This is a genomic window from Pseudomonas sp. MYb193 (genome assembly GCF_002966775.1).
GTDB classification, from domain to species: Bacteria; Pseudomonadota; Gammaproteobacteria; order Pseudomonadales; family Pseudomonadaceae; genus Aquipseudomonas; species Aquipseudomonas paracarnis.
Map to the genome: position 1 here is coordinate 620,748 of NZ_CP023269.1, position 18,599 is coordinate 639,346.

Annotated in this window: 14 protein-coding genes; 10 read left to right on the forward strand and 4 right to left on the reverse strand. The window is 61.2% G+C overall.

The annotated features are described in order from the left end of the window. The first annotated feature begins 45 nt into the window (after positions 1 to 45). The 8 genes from CLM72_RS02720 (at position 46) to CLM72_RS02755 (ending at position 12,510) form a co-directional block, all read left to right on the forward strand. Positions 46 to 2,349 carry a YgiQ family radical SAM protein gene (locus tag CLM72_RS02720; protein ID WP_105225560.1) on the forward strand — a complete coding sequence of 768 codons (2,304 nt, stop codon included), beginning with the start codon at positions 46 to 48 and terminating at the stop codon, positions 2,347 to 2,349. A 201-nt stretch (positions 2,350 to 2,550) separates the two neighbouring features. Beyond that, complete coding sequence (locus tag CLM72_RS02725) at positions 2,551 to 3,483, forward strand: hypothetical protein (RefSeq protein ID WP_014716676.1); 933 nt, start codon at positions 2,551 to 2,553, stop codon at positions 3,481 to 3,483. Beyond that, complete coding sequence (locus tag CLM72_RS02730) at positions 3,480 to 3,929, forward strand: hypothetical protein (protein WP_105225561.1); 450 nt, start codon at positions 3,480 to 3,482, stop codon at positions 3,927 to 3,929. Before CLM72_RS02725 ends, CLM72_RS02730 begins: the two co-directional genes overlap by 4 nt. A gap of 166 nt (positions 3,930 to 4,095) precedes the next feature. Beyond that, a complete protein-coding gene (locus tag CLM72_RS02735) occupies positions 4,096 to 5,016 on the forward strand; it encodes an NAD synthetase (RefSeq protein ID WP_105225562.1) in 921 nt (306 codons plus the stop codon). After that, a complete protein-coding gene (locus CLM72_RS02740; protein WP_105225563.1) occupies positions 5,013 to 5,462 on the forward strand; it encodes a hypothetical protein in 450 nt (149 codons plus the stop codon). The genes CLM72_RS02735 and CLM72_RS02740 overlap by 4 nt, the downstream gene beginning before the upstream one ends. Positions 5,463 to 5,649: 187 nt before the next feature. Next, complete coding sequence (locus CLM72_RS02745; protein WP_105225564.1) at positions 5,650 to 8,940, forward strand: DUF2126 domain-containing protein; 3,291 nt, start codon at positions 5,650 to 5,652, stop codon at positions 8,938 to 8,940. Positions 8,941 to 9,133: 193 nt separating this feature from the next. After that, positions 9,134 to 11,620: a circularly permuted type 2 ATP-grasp protein gene (locus CLM72_RS02750; protein ID WP_105225565.1), complete on the forward strand. Its 2,487-nt coding sequence runs from the start codon at positions 9,134 to 9,136 to the stop codon at positions 11,618 to 11,620. Beyond that, complete coding sequence (locus tag CLM72_RS02755; protein ID WP_020301622.1) at positions 11,620 to 12,510, forward strand: transglutaminase family protein; 891 nt, start codon at positions 11,620 to 11,622, stop codon at positions 12,508 to 12,510. Before CLM72_RS02750 ends, CLM72_RS02755 begins: the two co-directional genes overlap by 1 nt. A gap of 127 nt (positions 12,511 to 12,637) precedes the next feature. On the opposite strand, the gene CLM72_RS02760 is transcribed toward CLM72_RS02755, so the two are convergent. Further along, a complete protein-coding gene (locus tag CLM72_RS02760; protein ID WP_105225566.1) occupies positions 12,638 to 12,823 on the reverse strand; it encodes a hypothetical protein in 186 nt (61 codons plus the stop codon). A 333-nt stretch (positions 12,824 to 13,156) separates the two neighbouring features. On the opposite strand from CLM72_RS02760, the gene azu reads away from it, so the two are divergent. Further along, positions 13,157 to 13,603: an azurin gene (gene azu / locus CLM72_RS02765; RefSeq protein WP_003188091.1), complete on the forward strand. Its 447-nt coding sequence runs from the start codon at positions 13,157 to 13,159 to the stop codon at positions 13,601 to 13,603. Positions 13,604 to 13,739: 136 nt separating this feature from the next. Here the strand turns inward: azu and nadE are convergent, their stop codons facing one another. The 3 genes from nadE to CLM72_RS02780 all read right to left on the reverse strand — a co-directional run bounded on the left by nadE (position 13,740) and on the right by CLM72_RS02780 (position 16,883). Next, positions 13,740 to 14,567, reverse strand: a complete 828-nt coding sequence (gene nadE, locus CLM72_RS02770) for an ammonia-dependent NAD(+) synthetase (RefSeq protein WP_105225567.1) — start codon at positions 14,565 to 14,567, stop codon at positions 13,740 to 13,742. 3 nt (positions 14,568 to 14,570) lie between these two features. Further along, on the reverse strand, positions 14,571 to 15,785 hold the full coding sequence (pncB, locus tag CLM72_RS02775) for a nicotinate phosphoribosyltransferase (RefSeq protein ID WP_003188094.1): 1,215 nt from the start codon (positions 15,783 to 15,785) through the stop codon (positions 14,571 to 14,573). 207 nt (positions 15,786 to 15,992) lie between these two features. Then, positions 15,993 to 16,883: a LysR family transcriptional regulator gene (locus tag CLM72_RS02780; RefSeq protein ID WP_014716686.1), complete on the reverse strand. Its 891-nt coding sequence runs from the start codon at positions 16,881 to 16,883 to the stop codon at positions 15,993 to 15,995. A 153-nt stretch (positions 16,884 to 17,036) separates the two neighbouring features. On the opposite strand from CLM72_RS02780, the gene CLM72_RS02785 reads away from it, so the two are divergent. Continuing rightward, entirely contained in the window at positions 17,037 to 18,527 is a 1,491-nt protein-coding gene (locus tag CLM72_RS02785) for an aldehyde dehydrogenase family protein (RefSeq protein ID WP_105225568.1), read from the forward strand. The last annotated feature ends 72 nt before the right edge of the window (positions 18,528 to 18,599 follow it).

Here is an 18,599-nt window from a genome sequence, read left to right on the forward strand (position 1 = left end):
TATATTCCGCGCCCGCGATTTTTCATCTTCACACCGGTCACCGTCATGCAAACAGCCAAGCCGTTATTTGACTATCCCAAGTACTGGGCCGAATGTTTCGGTCCTGCGCCATTCCTGCCGATGAGCAGGGAGGAGATGGATCAGCTTGGCTGGGATTCGTGCGACATCATCATCGTCACCGGTGATGCCTATGTTGACCACCCATCGTTCGGCATGGCGATCATCGGCCGGCTGCTGGAGTCCCAGGGCTTTCGCGTCGGAATCATCGCGCAACCGAACTGGCAGTCCAAAGACGACTTCATGAAGCTCGGCGAGCCGAACCTGTTCTTCGGCGTCGCGGCCGGCAACATGGACTCGATGATCAACCGCTACACCGCCGACAAGAAAATCCGCTCCGACGACGCCTATACCCCTGGCGGCATGGCCGGCAAACGTCCCGACCGTGCAAGCCTGGTGTACAGCCAGCGTTGCAAGGAAGCCTACAAGAACGTGCCGATCGTGCTTGGCGGCATCGAAGCTTCCCTGCGTCGTATCGCCCACTACGACTACTGGCAGGACCGCGTGCGCAACTCGATCCTGATCGACGCCACTGCCGACATCCTGCTGTACGGCAACGCCGAGCGGGCCATCGTCGAAGTTGCCCAGCGCTTGTCGTGGGGCCACAAGATCGAAGACATCACCGATGTGCGCGGTACCGCGTTCATCCGCCGTGATACGCCGGCCGGTTGGTACGAAGTGGATTCCACGCGCATCGACCGTCCGGGCAAGATCGACAAGATCATCAACCCGTACGTCAACACCCAGGACACCCAGGCCTGCGCCATCGAGCAGGAAAAGGGGCCGGTGGATGATCCGGAAGAAGCCAAGGTTGTGCAGATCCTGGCCAGCCCGCGCATGACCCGTGACAAGACCGTGATTCGCCTGCCATCGGTGGAAAAAGTCCGCGGCGACGCGGTGCTCTATGCCCACGCCAACCGCGTGTTGCACCTGGAAACCAACCCAGGCAACGCCCGCGCCCTGGTGCAGAAGCACGGTGAAGTGGACGTGTGGTTCAACCCGCCGCCCATTCCCATGACTACCGAAGAAATGGACTACGTGTTCGGCATGCCGTACGCCCGCGTACCGCACCCGGCGTATGGCAAGGAGAAGATCCCGGCCTACGACATGATCCGTTTCTCGGTGAATATCATGCGTGGCTGCTTCGGCGGCTGCACCTTCTGCTCGATCACCGAGCACGAAGGCCGCATCATCCAGAACCGTTCCGAAGAGTCGATCATTCGCGAGATCGAAGAGATCCGCGACAAAGTGCCGGGTTTCACCGGCGTGATCTCCGACCTCGGCGGCCCGACGGCGAACATGTACCGCATCGCCTGCAAAAGCCCGGAAATCGAATCCGCGTGCCGCAAACCGTCGTGCGTGTTCCCTGGCATCTGCCCGAACCTGAACACCGATCACTCGTCGTTGATCCAGCTGTACCGCAGCGCCCGTGCGTTGCCGGGTGTGAAGAAGATCCTGATCGCTTCCGGCCTGCGCTACGACCTGGCCGTCGAGTCGCCGGAATACGTCAAAGAGCTGGTCACCCACCACGTCGGTGGTTACCTCAAGATCGCCCCGGAACACACCGAGGAAGGTCCGCTCAACCAGATGATGAAGCCGGGCATTGGCAGCTATGACAAGTTCAAGCGCATGTTCGAGAAGTACACCAAGGAAGCAGGCAAGGAGCAGTACCTGATCCCGTACTTCATCGCGGCCCACCCGGGCACCACCGATGAAGACATGATGAACCTGGCCCTGTGGCTCAAGGGCAACGGCTTCCGTGCCGACCAGGTGCAGGCGTTCTACCCGTCGCCGATGGCCACCGCCACCGCGATGTACCACTCGGGCAAGAACCCGCTGCGCAAGGTCACCTACAAGAGTGACGCGGTGACCATCGTCAAGAGCGAGGAGCAGCGCCGCCTGCACAAGGCGTTCCTGCGGTACCACGACCCGAAGGGCTGGCCAATGCTGCGTGAAGCATTGACCCGCATGGGCCGTGCCGACCTGATCGGGTCGGGCAAGGACCAGTTGATCCCGCTGCACCAGCCGTCCACCGACAGCTACCAGAGCGCCCGGCGCAAGAACTCGACGCCGGCCGGCAGCCATAAGGTCGCCAAGGAAACCACCACCAGGATCCTCACCCAGCACACCGGCCTGCCACCCCGTGGCAGCGACGGCAGCAACCCCTGGGACAAGCGCGAGCAAGCCAAGGCTGCGGCCCAGGCGCGCAATAAGCAGGCGGCCAAAGAGCGCAGCGATGCGGCCAAGGGCAAGGGCAGCAAGCCTACGCGCAAGCCGGTGGTGCCGCGTTGATCGACGCCTGAAATGCAAAACGCCAGCCTCGTGCTGGCGTTTTGCTTTCTGGTCGCTGGTGAGTCTGTTTGGTAAGGTGGCGCCCATTAGATTGCTATCGCAGGCAAGCCAGCTCCCACAGGGGAATGTATTCAAGTGCGGAAGCTGGCTTGCCTGCGATGAGGCCGGTCTGGGCACTCTCGATTTCAAGGAAGAACACTTATGGGCAACCCCTTGCTCAACATCGGCATGGACTCCAACCGCTCCCAATTCATGGCGCGCCAGCGCATTGAGAGCCAGATCAACCTGCCGCGGCTGTTCGCCGTCATTGACGCCGACCCCAGCATCGTCGGCGCTGGCGTGGTGTACATCGACGCCGACTTCAACGTGATCACCCTGCGCGAATTCAAGCCCATCTGCAGCATCAAACCCAAGCGCGTCATTTTGCGCGAGGCGCAGAAGTACATCTCGCCGGCGCAGTTTGTCGAGCAGGTGAAGACCGACCCCCGTGAAGGGCGCCTCCAGAAGGAGGCCTTTGACATGGGGCTTTCCTGTGGGGCGGCGGTGATCGGCTGGATCGTGGTGTTCAGTGGCAGCGTCGCCGTACCGTTCACCGCCGGTGCCAGTGCTTTTGTGGTGGGTATCGGTGTCACGGCGGCGCTGGCCAGCAGCGCTCAGTGCGGGTTTGGCGTGGCCCGGACCTATAACGAGATCCTTGACCCAGATGCCAACGACCGCATGGACGACGCCCAGTGGTATGGCGCGGTGTCACCGATTCTCGATGCCGCGTCATTGGTAGGGATCGGAACGGGAGCCTTCACCACATTAAGGCTGCTCAAGGCCAAAAAAGCCGCTGCGTTGGGCAAGAGCTGGTATGAATTGCTCAAGGGCTTGAATCGCCAGGAGCGCAAGAAGTTGACCCAGGAATTGCTCAGTCTCAAAGACCCGAGCCTGACCCCCAAGTTGCTCAAGTTGCAGCAGCGCGCCGGCACGTTGCCCAAGCGCTACAGCTCCACGGAAATTCGTCATGCCACGCTCACACAGCTCAAGGACGCCTTGGGCGGCATGTTGGGTATCTGGGGCAGCTATCGAACCGGCCACGTCGGCTCGGCGTCGACGCTTGCCATTGGCCTGTATGAGGAATTGACGGAATGAAGGGGTTTCCCGATAGGCGCAGTTTCCTTGCGCGTTATTTTCCGGTGTTCATGGGCACCATCTTCATGGCGATTTTCTCTGGTTCGGTGGCTGTGTCCACGGCGGGCGTAACCTATTTGCGCGGGGTTGAGCCGGCGCTCAAGGCCAACTACTCCGGGGCGGCAATCCTGATGCTGGTAGCGGTGCTGGTGTTTGGCAATGTGATGATTGCACGCGGGTACCCCTGGGCGACCCGGCTGGTGGCGGGCTATCTGGTGTGTTGCCTGCTGTTCGTGTTGCCGATGATTCAATACGGCCTCAATACCCTGGTGTACGGCTCGGCGGTGCTGTTTCCGCTGCTGGGTTTGTTGCTGCTCAACAGCAAGCGCCATCGTGAAATGCGCCAGCGGCTGCTCGAAATCCGCCATTTGCGCCAAGCGGCCATTGCGCAACGCAAAGCCCGTTGATTCTGTAGATTTATTGGCGGTGGGTGGCCTGTTTGTTAGGGTAGCGCCCATTAGATTGCTATCGCAGGCAAGCCAGCACCCACAGGGGAATGCATTTCAAGTGTGGGAGCTGGCTTGCCTGCGATGAGGCCGGTCGCGGCACTCTCAATTTCAAGGAAGAACACTTATGGGCAGCTCCTTGTTCAACATCGGCATGGATTCCAACCGCTCTCAATTTATGGCGCGCCAGCGTATCGAGAGCCTGATCAACCTGCCACGGCTGTTCGCCGCCATCGATGCCGACCCCGCCATTGTCGGTGCAGGTGTTGTGTATATCGATGCCGATTTCAACGTTGTCACCCTGCGCGAATTTCAGCCCATCTGCAGCATCGCACCCAAGCGTTTGATCCTGCGTGAGGCGCAGAAGTACATCGCGCCAACGCAATTCGCTCAGCAGGTGCAAGACAATCCGCGTGAGTCCCGATTGGTGGGCGAAGCGGTCAATACCACGCTATCGTGTGCCGGCGCGGTCATCGGTTGGATCGTGGTGCTCAGTGGTTCCGTCGCAGTTCCGTTTTCGGCGGGGGCCAGTTCGGTGGTCGTGGCGCTCGGCTATACGGCCGCGGCAGCCAGTTCTGTGCAGTGCTTTGCCAGCGGCTATCGCACCATCAATGAGATCCGCAACCCCGCGCGCAATGATCAGCTCGACAGTGAGGAGTGGTACCAATACACCATGATTGCCCTGGATGCGGCGTCGTTGGTTGGGGTGGGTTCATCGGCATTGGCAACGGTCAAGCTGGTGCGGCTGAATAAGGCCTCTACCGGGAAAAGTGTGAGAGAGGTGCTCAGGGGCCTGAATCGACAGGAGCGCGCCAAGTTGACCAAAGAGCTGCTGAGCATCAACGACCCACGCTTGACGTCCAAGATGATCAAGTTAAAGCAGTTGTCGGGCGAGTTGCCTAAGCGGTTCACGCCCACCGAGGTCAAGCATGCAACGGTCACGCAGATCAAGGACGCGTTGGGCGCAGCCATCGGTTTTACCGGTAGTGCGGTGTCAGGGAACGTACGCACAATTGCCATAGGTCTGTATGAGGAGGCCGAACAATGAACGAGCTGCCTAGCATTCGCAGTTTTCTGTCGACGTATTTCCCCGTCTTTATGGGGGCGATATTCGTCTGCATTTTCACCCTCGTGTTTGCGGTTCCGGTGTTCTTCGATAGCTATATGCCAAGCCTGTCCATGGCAGATAATGCCAAATACTCCTTCCTGGCGGGTATCGCACTCACGCTAGTCATTGTGCACTGCAATTTCATGATCGCACGCGGGCGTCCCCAATGGATGTGGCCGCTAGTGTTGCTGCTGGGGGTATGCTTTCTGGGTGTATTGCCAACACTCAATGATCAACCGAACGGGGTGGTATATGCCTTGAGCCTGGTGTTTCCATTAATTGGGTTATTGCTGTTCAACAGCAAACGCCACCGTGAAATGCGCCAGAAACTGGTCGAAGTCCGCTGCCTGCGCCAGGCCATGATTGCCCAACACAAACACCATTGATTGGGTAGATTCACCACCTGCCCTCAGCCCGGCGCTACAAATGTGTGCAGCGCCTGCACCATAGCCACAACGTTGGCGCCGTTTTGGTGCTGTACTGCACCGGGCCTGACGTTTTAGTGCAATGACTGCTGCTGTGGCATAAGTCTTGCGCGCGTTGTGCTTATGCCCTGGCTCGCAGGAGGCCGCCGTGTCGATTCATGTCGCGTTGCACCACGTTACGCATTACCGCTACGACCGTGCTGTCGAACTCGGCCCACAGATCGTTCGGCTACGCCCGGCAGCCCATAGCCGTACGCGAATACTGTCCTACGCGCTGAAGGTGTTGCCCGAGCAGCATTTCATCAACTGGCAGCAAGACCCCCAGGGCAATTATCTGGCGCGCCTGGTGTTCCCGGAAAAGACTGACGAGTTGCGCATTGAAGTCGACCTGGTCGCCGAGATGGCGGTGTTCAACCCGTTCGATTTTTTCCTCGAACCCTACGCCGAAAATATCCCGTTCAGCTACGCCGCTGATGAGCAGCGCGAGCTGGCGCCGTACCTGGAAACCTTGCCGCTGACGCCAAGGCTTGCCGCCTATCTGGCCGGTATCGACCGCACGCCGCTGCCTGCTGTGGATTTCCTGGTCGGCCTCAACCAGCGCCTGGCCGCCGATATCGGTTACCTGATTCGCATGGAGCCGGGTGTGCAAACCCCGGAATTTACCCTGGAAAACGCGTCCGGCTCCTGCCGCGACTCGGCCTGGTTGTTGGTGCAATTGCTGCGCAACCTCGGGTTGGCGGCGCGATTTGTCTCTGGTTATCTGATTCAACTGACCGCCGACGTCAAAGCCCTCGACGGCCCGTCCGGTACCGAGGTGGACTTCACCGACCTGCACGCCTGGTGCGAAGTGTATCTGCCCGGCGCGGGCTGGATTGGCCTGGATGCCACATCCGGGTTGTTCGCCGGTGAAGGGCATATTCCCTTGGCCTGTAGCCCCGACCCATCGTCCGCTGCGCCCATCAGTGGGTTGGTTGAGCCGTGCGAATGCGAGTTCACCCATGAGATGTCGGTGGAGCGCATCTGGGAAGCGCCACGGGTGACCAAGCCCTACACCGAAGAACAATGGTTGGCGATCCAGGCCCTGGGCCGGCAGATCGACGGCGACCTGCTCAAGGACGACGTACGCCTGACCATGGGCGGCGAGCCGACCTTCGTCTCTATTGACGACCCAGACGGCGCCGAATGGAACACCGCAGCCCTGGGCTCGGACAAGCGTCGCCTGTCGGCCGAGCTGTTCCAGCGCCTGCGCCAGCACTATGCGCCCAAGGGTCTGGTGCATTTCGGCCAAGGCAAGTGGTACCCCGGCGAGCAACTGCCGCGCTGGTCGCTCAATTGCTACTGGCGCCGCGACGGCGTGCCGATCTGGCACAACAGCGCACTGATCGCCGATGAGCAAGAAGACTACGGCGCCGATGGGGTGATGGCCGGGCGTTTCCTGGCCAGCGTCGCCGAGCGCCTGAAACTGCCGGCGCGCTTTGTGTTCCCGGCGTTCGAGGACAATTTCTACTACCTGTGGCGCGAAGGTACCCTGCCCCAGAACGTCACTGCCCAGGACCCACGCTTGAGCGACGACCTGGAGCGTGAGCGCCTGCGCAAAGTGTTCAGCCAGGGCCTGGATAAAGTCATCGGCCAGGTGCTGCCGCTGGCACGGACTGCGGCCAATGACCGCTGGCAGAGTGGGCGTTGGTACCTGCGCGACAACCATTGCCGGTTGGTGCCGGGTGATTCGCCGCTGGGTTACCGGCTGCCCTTGGCTTCCCAGCCCTGGGTGACGGCGGCTGAGTATCCGTTCATACACCCCACCGACCCGAACCAGGACCAGCCCGAGCTTCCCACTGCGGCGCAATTGCGCAGCCATGGCGAGCCGGCCCCGGACGACGAGCGTGTGCCCAAGGTCGACGAGTCCGCCGACTGGCTGACCCGTACCGCGCTGTGCGCCGAAGCACGAGAAGGCCGCCTGTACCTGTTTATGCCGCCGCTGGAGCGCATCGAGGATTACCTGGAGCTGGTGACTGCCATTGAGGCCACCGCCGAAGAGCTGCATTGCCCGGTACTGCTGGAGGGCTACGAGCCGCCAGCGGATACGCGCCTGAGCAATTTCCGGGTCACGCCAGATCCCGGTGTCATCGAGGTCAACGTACAGCCGTCCGCCACCTGGGACGAGTTGGTAGAACGCACCGAATTCCTCTACGAAGAGGCTCGGCAAACCCGCCTGACCACCGAGAAGTTCATGATCGACGGGCGCCATACCGGCACCGGTGGCGGTAACCACTTCGTACTGGGCGGTGCGACGCCCAAGGATTCGCCCTTCCTGCGCCGACCGGACCTGCTGCGCAGCCTGATCAGCTACTGGCATAACCACCCGTCGTTGTCCTATTTGTTCTCCGGCCTGTTTATCGGCCCCACCTCCCAGGCGCCCAGGGTAGATGAGGCGCGCAACGATGCGCTGTATGAACTGGAAATCGCCTTCGCGCAGATGCCGGCACCGGGCGAGGACTGCCCGCCATGGTTGGTGGATCGCCTGTTGCGCAACCTGCTGATCGACGTGACGGGTAATACCCATCGCGCCGAATTCTGTATCGACAAACTTTACTCACCCGACGGCGCCACTGGCCGCCTGGGGCTGCTGGAACTGCGCGCCTTTGAAATGCCCCCCCATGCGCGCATGAGCCTGACCCAGCAGTTGTTGCTGCGGGCGCTGGTCGCGCGGTTCTGGCGCGAGCCCTATGCGCCGCCGAAGCTGGCGCGCTGGGGCACTGAACTGCATGACCGTTTCCTGTTGCCGCACTTTATCGAGCAGGACTTTGCCGACGTGATCGTCGAGCTGAACGCGGCCGGCTACCCGCTGCGTGCCGAATGGTTCGCGGCGCATCTGGAGTTTCGTTTCCCCAAGGTGGGCGACTACGCCGTCAGCGGTATCGAACTGGAACTGCGCCAGGCCTTGGAACCCTGGCACGTGCTGGGCGAGGAGGGCGCAGTGGGTGGCACGGTGCGGTATGTGGATTCGTCCCTGGAGCGCCTGCAAGTGAAGTTGAGCGGGTTGCCACCGCAACGCTACCTGCTGACCTGCAATGGCGTGCCGGTGCCGCTGCAACCAACCGGCCGCGTCGGCGAGTTCGTGGCGGGCGTGCGTTACCGCGCCTGGCAACCGGCCAACTGCCTGCAACCGACCATCCCCGTGCATGCGCCGCTGGTATTTGACCTGCTCGACACCTGGATGCAGCGTTCGTTGGGTGGCTGCCAATACCATGTGGCGCACCCGGGCGGGCGCAATTACGACAGCCTGCCGGTGAATGCCAATGAGGCGGAGAGCCGGCGCATGGCGCGGTTTTTCCGCTTGGGGCATAGCCCGGGCAAGCTGCCGGTGCCGAGTGTAACGGTAAACGATGAGTTGCCAATGACCCTGGATTTGCGGCGTTTCACAAAAAATAAGGAATGAACATGATCCAAGTGTGTGAGGGCTTTTGTGGCGAGGGAGCTTGCTCCCGCTGGGGTGCGAAGCGCCCCCAATAGCAGGCGACTGCTGCGCAGTCGAGCGGGAGCAAGCTCCCTCGCCACAACAAGCCAGCTCCCACATTGGATCGCAGTGAATTTGAGTTAACCTGACTTCCCTTGCCTCTGCCGAGCGTTCCATGTCCGACTTGCTCGACCGTTACCCGCTCACCGCGGGCACCTATCACGAACTGCTGGACGCCAGCGGCGCGGTGCGTGCCCATTGGCGACGCTTGTTCGATCACCTGCAACGCAGCACCCCCGCACAACTGGCCCAGCGCCAGGCGTTGTTGACGCGTCAGATCCAGGAAAACGGCGTCACCTATAACGTCTACGCCGACCCCAAGGGCGCCGACCGCCCCTGGGAACTGGACCTGCTGCCTCATGTGCTGGCGGCCGAGGAGTGGCAGCAACTGTCGGCCGGCATCGCCCAGCGTGCGCGCTTGCTCAATGCAGTACTGGCCGACCTGTATGGCCCGCAGCGCCTGATCAAGGAAGGCTTGCTGCCGGCCGAACTGGTGTTCGGGCATAACAATTTTCTGTGGCCGTGCCAGGGTATCCAGCCGCCCGACGGTGCGTTCCTGCATCTGTACGCGGTCGACCTGGCACGCACGCCGGATGGCCGCTGGTGGGTCACCGCCGACCGTACCCAAGCCCCATCGGGCGCCGGCTACGCCCTGGAAAACCGCACCATCGTGTCCCGCGCCTTCCCGGACCTGTACCGGGATATGCAGGTGCAGCACCTCACCGGTTTCTTTCGCACGCTGCAGGAAACCCTGGCGCGCCAGGCTCCTGGCGATGACCAGCCGCCACTGATCGTTTTGCTCACGCCGGGGCGTTTCAACGAAAGCTATTTCGAACACCTGTACCTGGCACGCCAGCTCGGCTACCCCTTGGTAGAGGGCGGCGACCTCACTGTGCGCGACAGCACCGTGTTCCTGAAAACCCTTAGCGGCCTGCGCCGGGTGCACGCGATCATGCGTCGCCTTGATGATGATTTCTGCGACCCGCTGGAGCTGCGCACCGACTCCGCGCTCGGCGTGCCGGGCCTGCTCGACGCCGTACGCCAAGGTAATGTGCTGGTGGCCAATGCCTTGGGCAGCGGCGTGCTGGAGTCCCCGGGGTTGCTGGGCTTTTTGCCCAAGATCAACGAATTTTTGTTCGGTGAAGCCTTGATCCTGCCGTCGATTGCCACCTGGTGGTGCGGCGAAGCGCCGGTGCTTGCCGAAGCCTTGGAAAAACTCCCGGAGCTGCTGATCAAGCCGGCATTTCCCTCACAAAGTTTCGCCCCGGTGTTTGGTCGCGACCTTGACGATGAACAGCGCCAGGCCCTGGCCGAACGCATGCGTGCGCGGCCCTATGCCTATGTCGCCCAAGAGCTGGCGCAACTGTCTCAGGCGCCGGTATGGCACACCGTGGATGACCACCTGCAACACCGTGCCATTGGTATGCGTGTGTACGCCGTGGCCAGTGAAGACGGTTATCGGGTACTGCCCGGCGGCCTGACTCGCGTGGCGGCCGACGCCGATGCCGAGGTGGTGTCGATGCAGCGCGGCGGGGCGAGCAAGGACACCTGGGTACTCGGCGAACGTGTGCCGGGTGGCGAGCAGTGGCGCGCCCAACGCACCATTGGCGCCTATGACCTGGTGCGCCGCGATCCCTATCTGCCCTCGCGCGTGGTGGAAAACCTGTTCTGGTTTGGTCGTTACTGCGAGCGCTGCGACGACAGTGCGCGCTGGCTGCGCATTGTGCTGGCGCGGTATGTCGATGGCGACGATCCGCTGGCGTTGCAGGCCGCCGTCGAACTGGGCGAAAGCCTGCGCCTGTTGCCTGAGGAGGGCGAGCTGCCTGAGCGCCTGCTCGCCGCTTTGCTGGGTGATGACTGGCCTTCAAGTCTGCGCGCCAACCTGCAGCGCCTGCAGTGGGCGGCGTCCCAGGTGCGCGGCAAGTTGTCCAGGGAAAACTGGCAGGCCCTGGTGGAGCTGCAACGCGAAGCCATGGAACTGGAAAGCGACACTGCAGACTTTGGCGAGCTGCTCGACTTTCTCAACCGCCTGGTGATGTCCCTGGCGGCACTGTCGGGGTTTGCCCTGGACGACATGACCCGCGATGAAGGCTGGCGCTTCTTGATGATGGGCCGGCGCATCGAGCGTCTGCAATTTCTGAGCAGCAGCCTTGCGGCATTCCTGCGCGGCGTGGCGGTGTTCGATCAGGCCGGGCTGGAATGGTTGCTGGAGCTGGGCAACAGCAGTATCACCTACCGCTCGCGCTACCTGGCGGTGCCGCAGTTGATCCCGGTGCTCGACCTGCTGCTGCTCGACGAGCAGAACCCCCATGCGGTGCTGTTCCAGCTCAAGTTGGTGAGCCGCACCCTGCGCCGTCTCAATGATGATTTTGGCGTGCCCCGTGAAACCGGGCTGGCGCCTTTGGTCGAGTGCCTGGCGCGTTTTGACCTGGGCTGCCTGGAGAACGGCCTGTTTGGCGAAACCAGCGTGCGTGCCGCGCTGGACGGCCTGGCCGACTTGCTGCAAGCGGTGGCCGATGAAAGCGGACAAGTGTCGGATCGCCTGGCGTTGCGTCATTTTGCCCACGTGGATGATGTCAGCCAGCAAACGGTGTCGGTGTAATGAGCGCGCGCTATCAGATTTTCCACGATACCCATTACCACTACGACAGCCCGGTGTCCCTGGCCCAGCAACTGGCGCACCTCTGGCCAAGGCCGTGCGCCTGGCAGAAGTGCACCTGGCAGCAGCTGGATATCAGCCCGGAACCCACCTCGCGCCGCGACGAACTGGACGTATTCGGCAACCCGATCACTCGCCTGGCGTTCGAACGGCCCCATGATGAATTGCTGGTGAACGCCGGGCTCACGGTAGAAGTGCTGGCGCGGCCCGCTCTGGACTTCCAGCGGTCGCCGCCCTGGGACCACACCCGCGACAGCCTGACTTACAGCAGCCAGGCCTTGAGCGCCGAACTGATCGAAGCCTGTCGTTATCGCTTCGAGTCGCCCTATGTCCATCTGAAGAAAACCTTCGTCGAGTTCTCCGAAAGCTGCTTCCCGCCCGGCGAGCCTTTACTGCTGGGCACGCAGGCATTGATGGAGAAGATCTTCAGCGAATTTACCTTCGATGCCGAAGCCACCCAGGTCGCCACACCGCTGGTTGAAGTGCTGGAGCGCCGTCGCGGCGTGTGCCAGGACTTTGCTCACCTGATGCTTGCCTGCCTGCGCTCGCGGGGCCTGGCGGCGCGCTATATCAGCGGCTACCTGCTGACCCAGCCACCGCCCGGCCAGCCACGGCTGATTGGCGCGGATGCGTCCCATGCGTGGGTCTCGGTGTTTTGCCCGGTATCAGGCTGGGTGGATTTTGACCCGACCAACAATGTGCAGCCGGCGCTGGAGCACATCACCCTGGCCTGGGGCCGGGATTTCTCTGATGTGTCGCCGTTGCGTGGGGTGATTCTGGGGGGAGGCAGCCACGACCCGGAGGTGCGGGTGACGGTGATGCCGCTGGAGTAGACGCGAGCTTGTGTGGGAGCTGGCTTGCCTGCGATGGCTGCAACTCGGTCTGGCTGATACGCCGATTCGCCTGCATCGCGGGCAAGCCCGGCTCCCACATTAAGCCGGGTAGCGCAGTTACGGTTGTTCAGGCCTGAGGCGCAGTTTCAGTTTCGTCAGTCGCTACTTCACCTTCTTCGCCTTCGGCATCCGGGTTCAGCGCGCTGGCTTCTTCCTCTGCAGCGGCTTTCTTGCGTTGCAGCTTTTCCTCTTTCTTCTGTTCCTTGGCCAAGTCTCTCTGACGTTTGGCGAAGGAGTAATTAGGTTTGGCCATGGGCGATCCTCTAGGGTCGAAGGTGAGGGTGGGCGGCGCGTAGCTGCCTCGGGTCGTCATGGTAGCAGCTTCGGGGGGGCCTTTGCTTTCACTTACCGCAGGCGTAGGCAGCCAGGAGGCCGTTGAACAGGTGATTAAGGTGCATGGCATGAACTCCCGTGAGTGATGGGCCGATCATAATCAGGGTGCGGCAGTTTGGCTGGTTGATTGTGTTGATGAAGCTGATAGCCTAAAGTTGTATACAATCTGTTGATTCAGATCATAAGAACTCAAGCCTGATTGAGGCACCCTTACCGCAATCCGCGTTTTTAAAACCCTGCCTTGGAGATTCACATGTTTGCCAAACTCGTTGCTGTTTCCCTGCTGACTCTGGCGAGCGGCCAGTTGCTTGCTGCAGAGTGCAAGGTCACTGTCGACTCCACCGATCAAATGTCTTTCAACACCAAAGAAATCACCATCGACAAGAGCTGCAAGCAGTTCACTGTTGAGCTGACTCACTCGGGTAACCTGCCCAAGAACGTGATGGGCCATAACTGGGTGCTGACTACCGAAGCCAATATGCAACCGGTGGCAACCGACGGCATGGCTGCGGGGATCGACAAGGATTACCTGAAAGCCGGTGATGAGCGCATCATCGCCCACACCAAGATCATCGGTGCAGGCGAGAAAGACTCGGTGACCTTCGACGTCTCCAAGCTGAAGGCCGATGAGAAATACAGCTTCTTCTGCTCGTTCCCAGGCCACATCTCGATGATGAAAGGTGCTGTGGTTCTGAAGTAACACCGCGTTACCGTTCTTCGCGAGCAAGCCTGCTCCCACATTCGATCGCATTCCCATGTTGGAATCCGGTCAAGTGTGGGAGCTGGCTTGCCTGCGATGGCGATCTGACAATCAATGCAAAACCATCGGTTTCACTTCAAGGCGCAAACGGCATCACCCGCTTGTGCTCAGTCTTGCGATAGGTCTCGCAGATAATCCTGAACGCCTCCTCACGCACCGGCTCCCCCTGCAGGAACGCATCGATCTCGGCATAGGTCACCCCATGTGACGCCTCGTCCGGCTTGCCCGGCGACAAGTCTTCGAGGTCGGCGGTCGGCACCTTCTCCACCAGCGATTCCGGCGCGCCAAAGTGGCGGGCAATGGCACGCACCTGATGCTTCACCAGCCCGCTCAAGGGCGCCAGGTCGCAAGCCCCGTCACCGAACTTGGTGAAAAAGCCCATCACCGCTTCCGCCGCATGGTCGGTGCCGATCACCAGGCCACCGGCCGCGCCGGCAATGGTGTACTGCGCCACCATGCGCATACGCGCCTTGGTGTTGCCCAGCACGAAATCGCGGGACACCGCCGCCTTGCCTTCAAACGCCGCCACTTCATTAGCCAGGGCCTTCACTGCCGGGCCGATGTTCACGGTGTGGCGCTCGTCCGGTTCGATAAAGTCCACCGAAGCCTGGGCGTCGTGTTCGTCGAACTGGGTTTCGTAGGGCAGGCGCACGGCGATAAAACGATAAGCTTCATCGCCGGTGCTGGCGCGCAGTTCCTGCATCGCACGTTGGGCCAACAGGCCTGCGGTCAGAGAGTCGACACCACCACTGATGCCGAGCACCAGGGTCTTGAGCCCGGAATTGCGCAGGCAGTCCTGGATAAAGGCCACGCGCCGGGCAACCTCGGCTTCGAGTGCGGCCTGGTCCTTGAACGGGGCTTGCACCTTGAGCTGTTGTGCAATCTCACGCTGTACGGCTTGCATGATTCACTCCTTGCTGGATAGGGCAGGTACTTTGAAAACGTGACGCAAATAGGCGACAAAATTCGGGTCGGTGCAATGGGTCTTGCCCGCTTCATCGGAGATCTTCGCGACGGGCTGACCATTGCAGGCGGTCATTTTAAGCACGATGCTCATCGGTTCCACCCCTGGAATATCACAGGTCAGGTTGGTGCCGATGCCAAAGCTCACATTAATGCGACCGCGCAACGCCCGGAATATTTCCAAGGCTTTGGGCAATGTCAGACTGTCGGAGAACACCAGGGTCTTGCTCATCGGTTCGATGCCCAGCTTGTGGTAGTGAGCGATGGCTTTTTCTGCCCACTGGATCGGATCACCGGAGTCATGGCGCAGGCCGTCGAACAGCTTGGCGAAGTACAAGTCGAAGTCGCCGAGGAACGCGTCGGTAGTGATGCAATCGGTGAGGGCGATACCCAGCAGGCCACGGTACTCGCGCACCCAGCAATCAAGGGCGGCGATCTGGCTGTCGATCAGACGCGGGCCGAGTTGCTGGTGGGCCATGATCCACTCATGGGCCATGGTGCCCAGCGGCTTCATATCGAATTCGCGCGCCAGGTGCACGTTGCTGGTGCCGACAAAGCGCCCAGGGAAATCGTGCTTGAGCACGCTGACCACTTCCTCTTGCACCCGGTAGGAAAAACGCCGGCGCGTGCCGAAGTCTGCCACTTGCAGCTCCGACAGCTCATCGCTGCTGGCGTTGGCGGTCAACCAGTCGAACTTGCGATACAGCTGCTCGCGGGCCTGTTCAAGGATCACGGTCTGGTACCGGTAGCGGTTACGCACCTCGCTGACGATGGCCAGCATTGGCACTTCAAACAGGATCACATGCAGCCACGGTCCGCGCAGGCGGATAAACAACTCGCCGTTTTCGATGCCGGTTTGCACATACCGCAGGTTGAAGCGAAACAGCCCGAGGAAGCGCAGAAAATCCGGCTTCATAAAGCTGATGCGTTCCAGGAACCCCAGTTGATCGGGGCTCAGGCTCAGCTCGGCGAGGCGCTCGATCTGGTAACGAATCTCCGCCAGGTAAGGGCGCAGGTCTTCACTGTTACGGCAACGAAACTCCCATTCAACTTCCACGTTCGGGTAGTTGTGCAGCACCGCCTGCATCATGGTCAGCTTGTAGAAGTCGGTGTCGAGCAGGTTCTGCACGATGCGATCGGCAAACACACTCTCGCTCATAACGGGAATCTCCAGACGGGTCGGCGATGGAGGCCGGCCTTTACGCACAATTGAGGAAGGGGGTTAGTGGCGCATAGACTTGTGGGGTTTTGCCAGTGATTTTTTCAGTAAGGCCACTGGCGCCATCGCAGGCAAGCCAGCTCCCACATTTGAAGTGCATTCCAAACGGTGGGAGCTGGCTTGCCTGCGATGGCGATTCTCCAGGCGCTAAAGCACCTGCTCCATCATCCACTTCACAAACTCGCGCACCTTGGGTACCTCCGCCGAATGCTCAGGATACGCCAGGTAGTAAGCATCTTGGCTCGGCATCGCATGTTGCCAGGGGATCACCAACTTGCCCTCGGCCAATTCCTCCTCCACCAGAAAACGCGGCAACAGCGCCACGCCGCATCCCACCTGCGCCGCACGAATACACATATAAAACGTGTCGAACCGCGGCCCATGGTAGCTGTGCTCGGTATGGAAACCCTGGCTGGCGAACCAGTCATGCCAGCCCTGGGGCCTCGAAGCGTTTTGCAGTAGCACCAGGTCGCTCAGTTGCGTGGGGTCGGTGAAAGGCTGGGCGGGCAGGCTGTCGGGCGAACACACCGGTACCAGCTCTTCACTGAACAATTTCAGGCTCTCGGTGCCGGGGCGTGCGCCCTGGCCGAAATAGAACGCCATGTCGGCCTTGCCCTGCAGTAACTCGTCCGGGTCCTGTTCGTTGCACAGGTCCAGGTGGATCTGCGGGTGGCGCAAACGCCAACCCTTGAGGCGCGGCACCAGCCAGCGTGCGCCAAAAGTGTAGGGCGTGGACACGCGCAGCACTTCGGTTTCGCCGCCGTAGGAGCGCAGGTAGTGGGTGGACATTTCCACTTGGGTGAGGATCTTGCGCACTTCCACCAGGTACAGGTCGCCCGCCGGGGTCATCTGCAAACGGCGGCGCACGCGGCGAAACAGCAAGTGTTGTAACAGCTCTTCCAGCTGCGCTACTTGTTTGCTCACCGCGCTTTGGGTGAGGTTCAGTTCCTCGGCGGCGCGGGTGAAGCTCAGGTGGCGGGTGGCCGCTTCGAAACACTGCAGGGCGGTGATTGAGGGCAAATGTCTTTTGTTCAGCACGGCATGCCTCTTTTTATTCTTTGCATGAATAAAGGGAATGATATCTCGCCTAATCGTCGTTTGTTGGCAAGTCTTGGGCCAGCTACAAATAGGCTCAGGATCGCCGTGCAAGCAGCGGCGCGATTTTTCTACGCAGATTTGAAGGAGTGACCCATGGTTGCCGCATTGCTTGATCGTCTCGGGGTAAACCCGGCGCTGTACCAGGCTGGGAAACAACCTGTGCATTCACCGATTGATGGCAGCCGTATCGGCAGTGTCCATTGGGAAGGTGCCGCCGAGGTGGAGCAACAGGTCAGTCGCGCCGAGCATGCATTCGATGCCTGGCGCAAGGTGCCGGCGCCGCGACGTGGCGAGCTGGTGCGCCAGTTCGGCGACGTATTGCGCGAGTACAAGGCCGACCTGGGCGAACTCGTTTCCTGGGAGGCCGGCAAGATCACCCAGGAAGGTTTGGGTGAAGTGCAGGAAATGATCGACATCTGCGACTTCGCCGTCGGCCTGTCGCGCCAGTTGTACGGCTTGACCATCGCCTCCGAGCGCCCCGGTCACCATATGCGTGAAACCTGGCACCCGCTGGGCGTGGTCGGCGTGATCAGCGCCTTCAACTTCCCCGTGGCCGTGTGGGCGTGGAACACCGCGCTGGCCTTGGTGTGCGGCAACGCGGTGATCTGGAAACCGTCGGAAAAGACCCCGCTCACTGCACTGGCCTGCCAGGCACTGTTCGAGCGCGTGTTGAAGACGTTCGACGGTGCCCCCGAGTACCTCAGCCAAGTGATCATCGGCGGCCGCGACGCCGGCGCTGCGCTGGTGGACGACCCGCGCGTCGCGCTGATCAGCGCCACCGGCAGCACGCGTATGGGTCGTGAAGTGGCACCCAAAGTCGCCGCGCGTTTCGCCCGCAGCATCCTTGAGTTGGGCGGCAACAACGCGATGATCCTCGGCCCAAGCGCCGACCTGGACATGGCCGTGCGCGCCATCCTCTTCAGCGCGGTGGGCACCGCCGGCCAACGCTGCACCACCCTGCGCCGGCTGATCGCCCATGAGTCGGTCAAGGAAGAAATCGTCACCCGCCTCAAGGCCGCCTATTCCAAAGTGCGCATCGGCCACCCACTGGAAGGCAACCTGATCGGCCCGCTGATCGACAAGCACAGTTTCGACAACATGCAGGACGCCCTTGAGCAAGCCTTGAGCGAAGGCGGCAAGGTGTTCGGCGGCAAGCGCCAACTGCAAGACAAATTCCCCAACGCCTACTACGTATCGCCGGCCATCGTGGAAATGCCCGAGCAAAGCGACGTAGTGTGCAGCGAAACCTTCGCGCCGATTCTTTACGTGGTCGGCTACACCGACTTCGCCGAAGCCCTGCGCCTGAACAACGCCGTGCCACAAGGCTTGTCATCCTGCATCTTCACCACTGACGTGCGTGAAGCCGAGCAGTTCATGTCGGCGGTTGGCAGCGACTGTGGCATTGCCAACGTCAACATCGGCCCGAGCGGCGCGGAGATCGGTGGCGCGTTCGGGGGTGAAAAAGAAACCGGCGGCGGGCGTGAATCGGGCTCGGATGCGTGGCGCGGGTATATGCGCAGGCAGACCAATACCGTGAACTACTCGCTGGAGCTGCCGTTGGCACAAGGCATTACCTTCGACTGATCTGGCACGGTCAATGTGGGAGCTGGCTTGCCTGCGATAGCGGTGGTTCAGTCGATAGTTTCGGTGACTGAT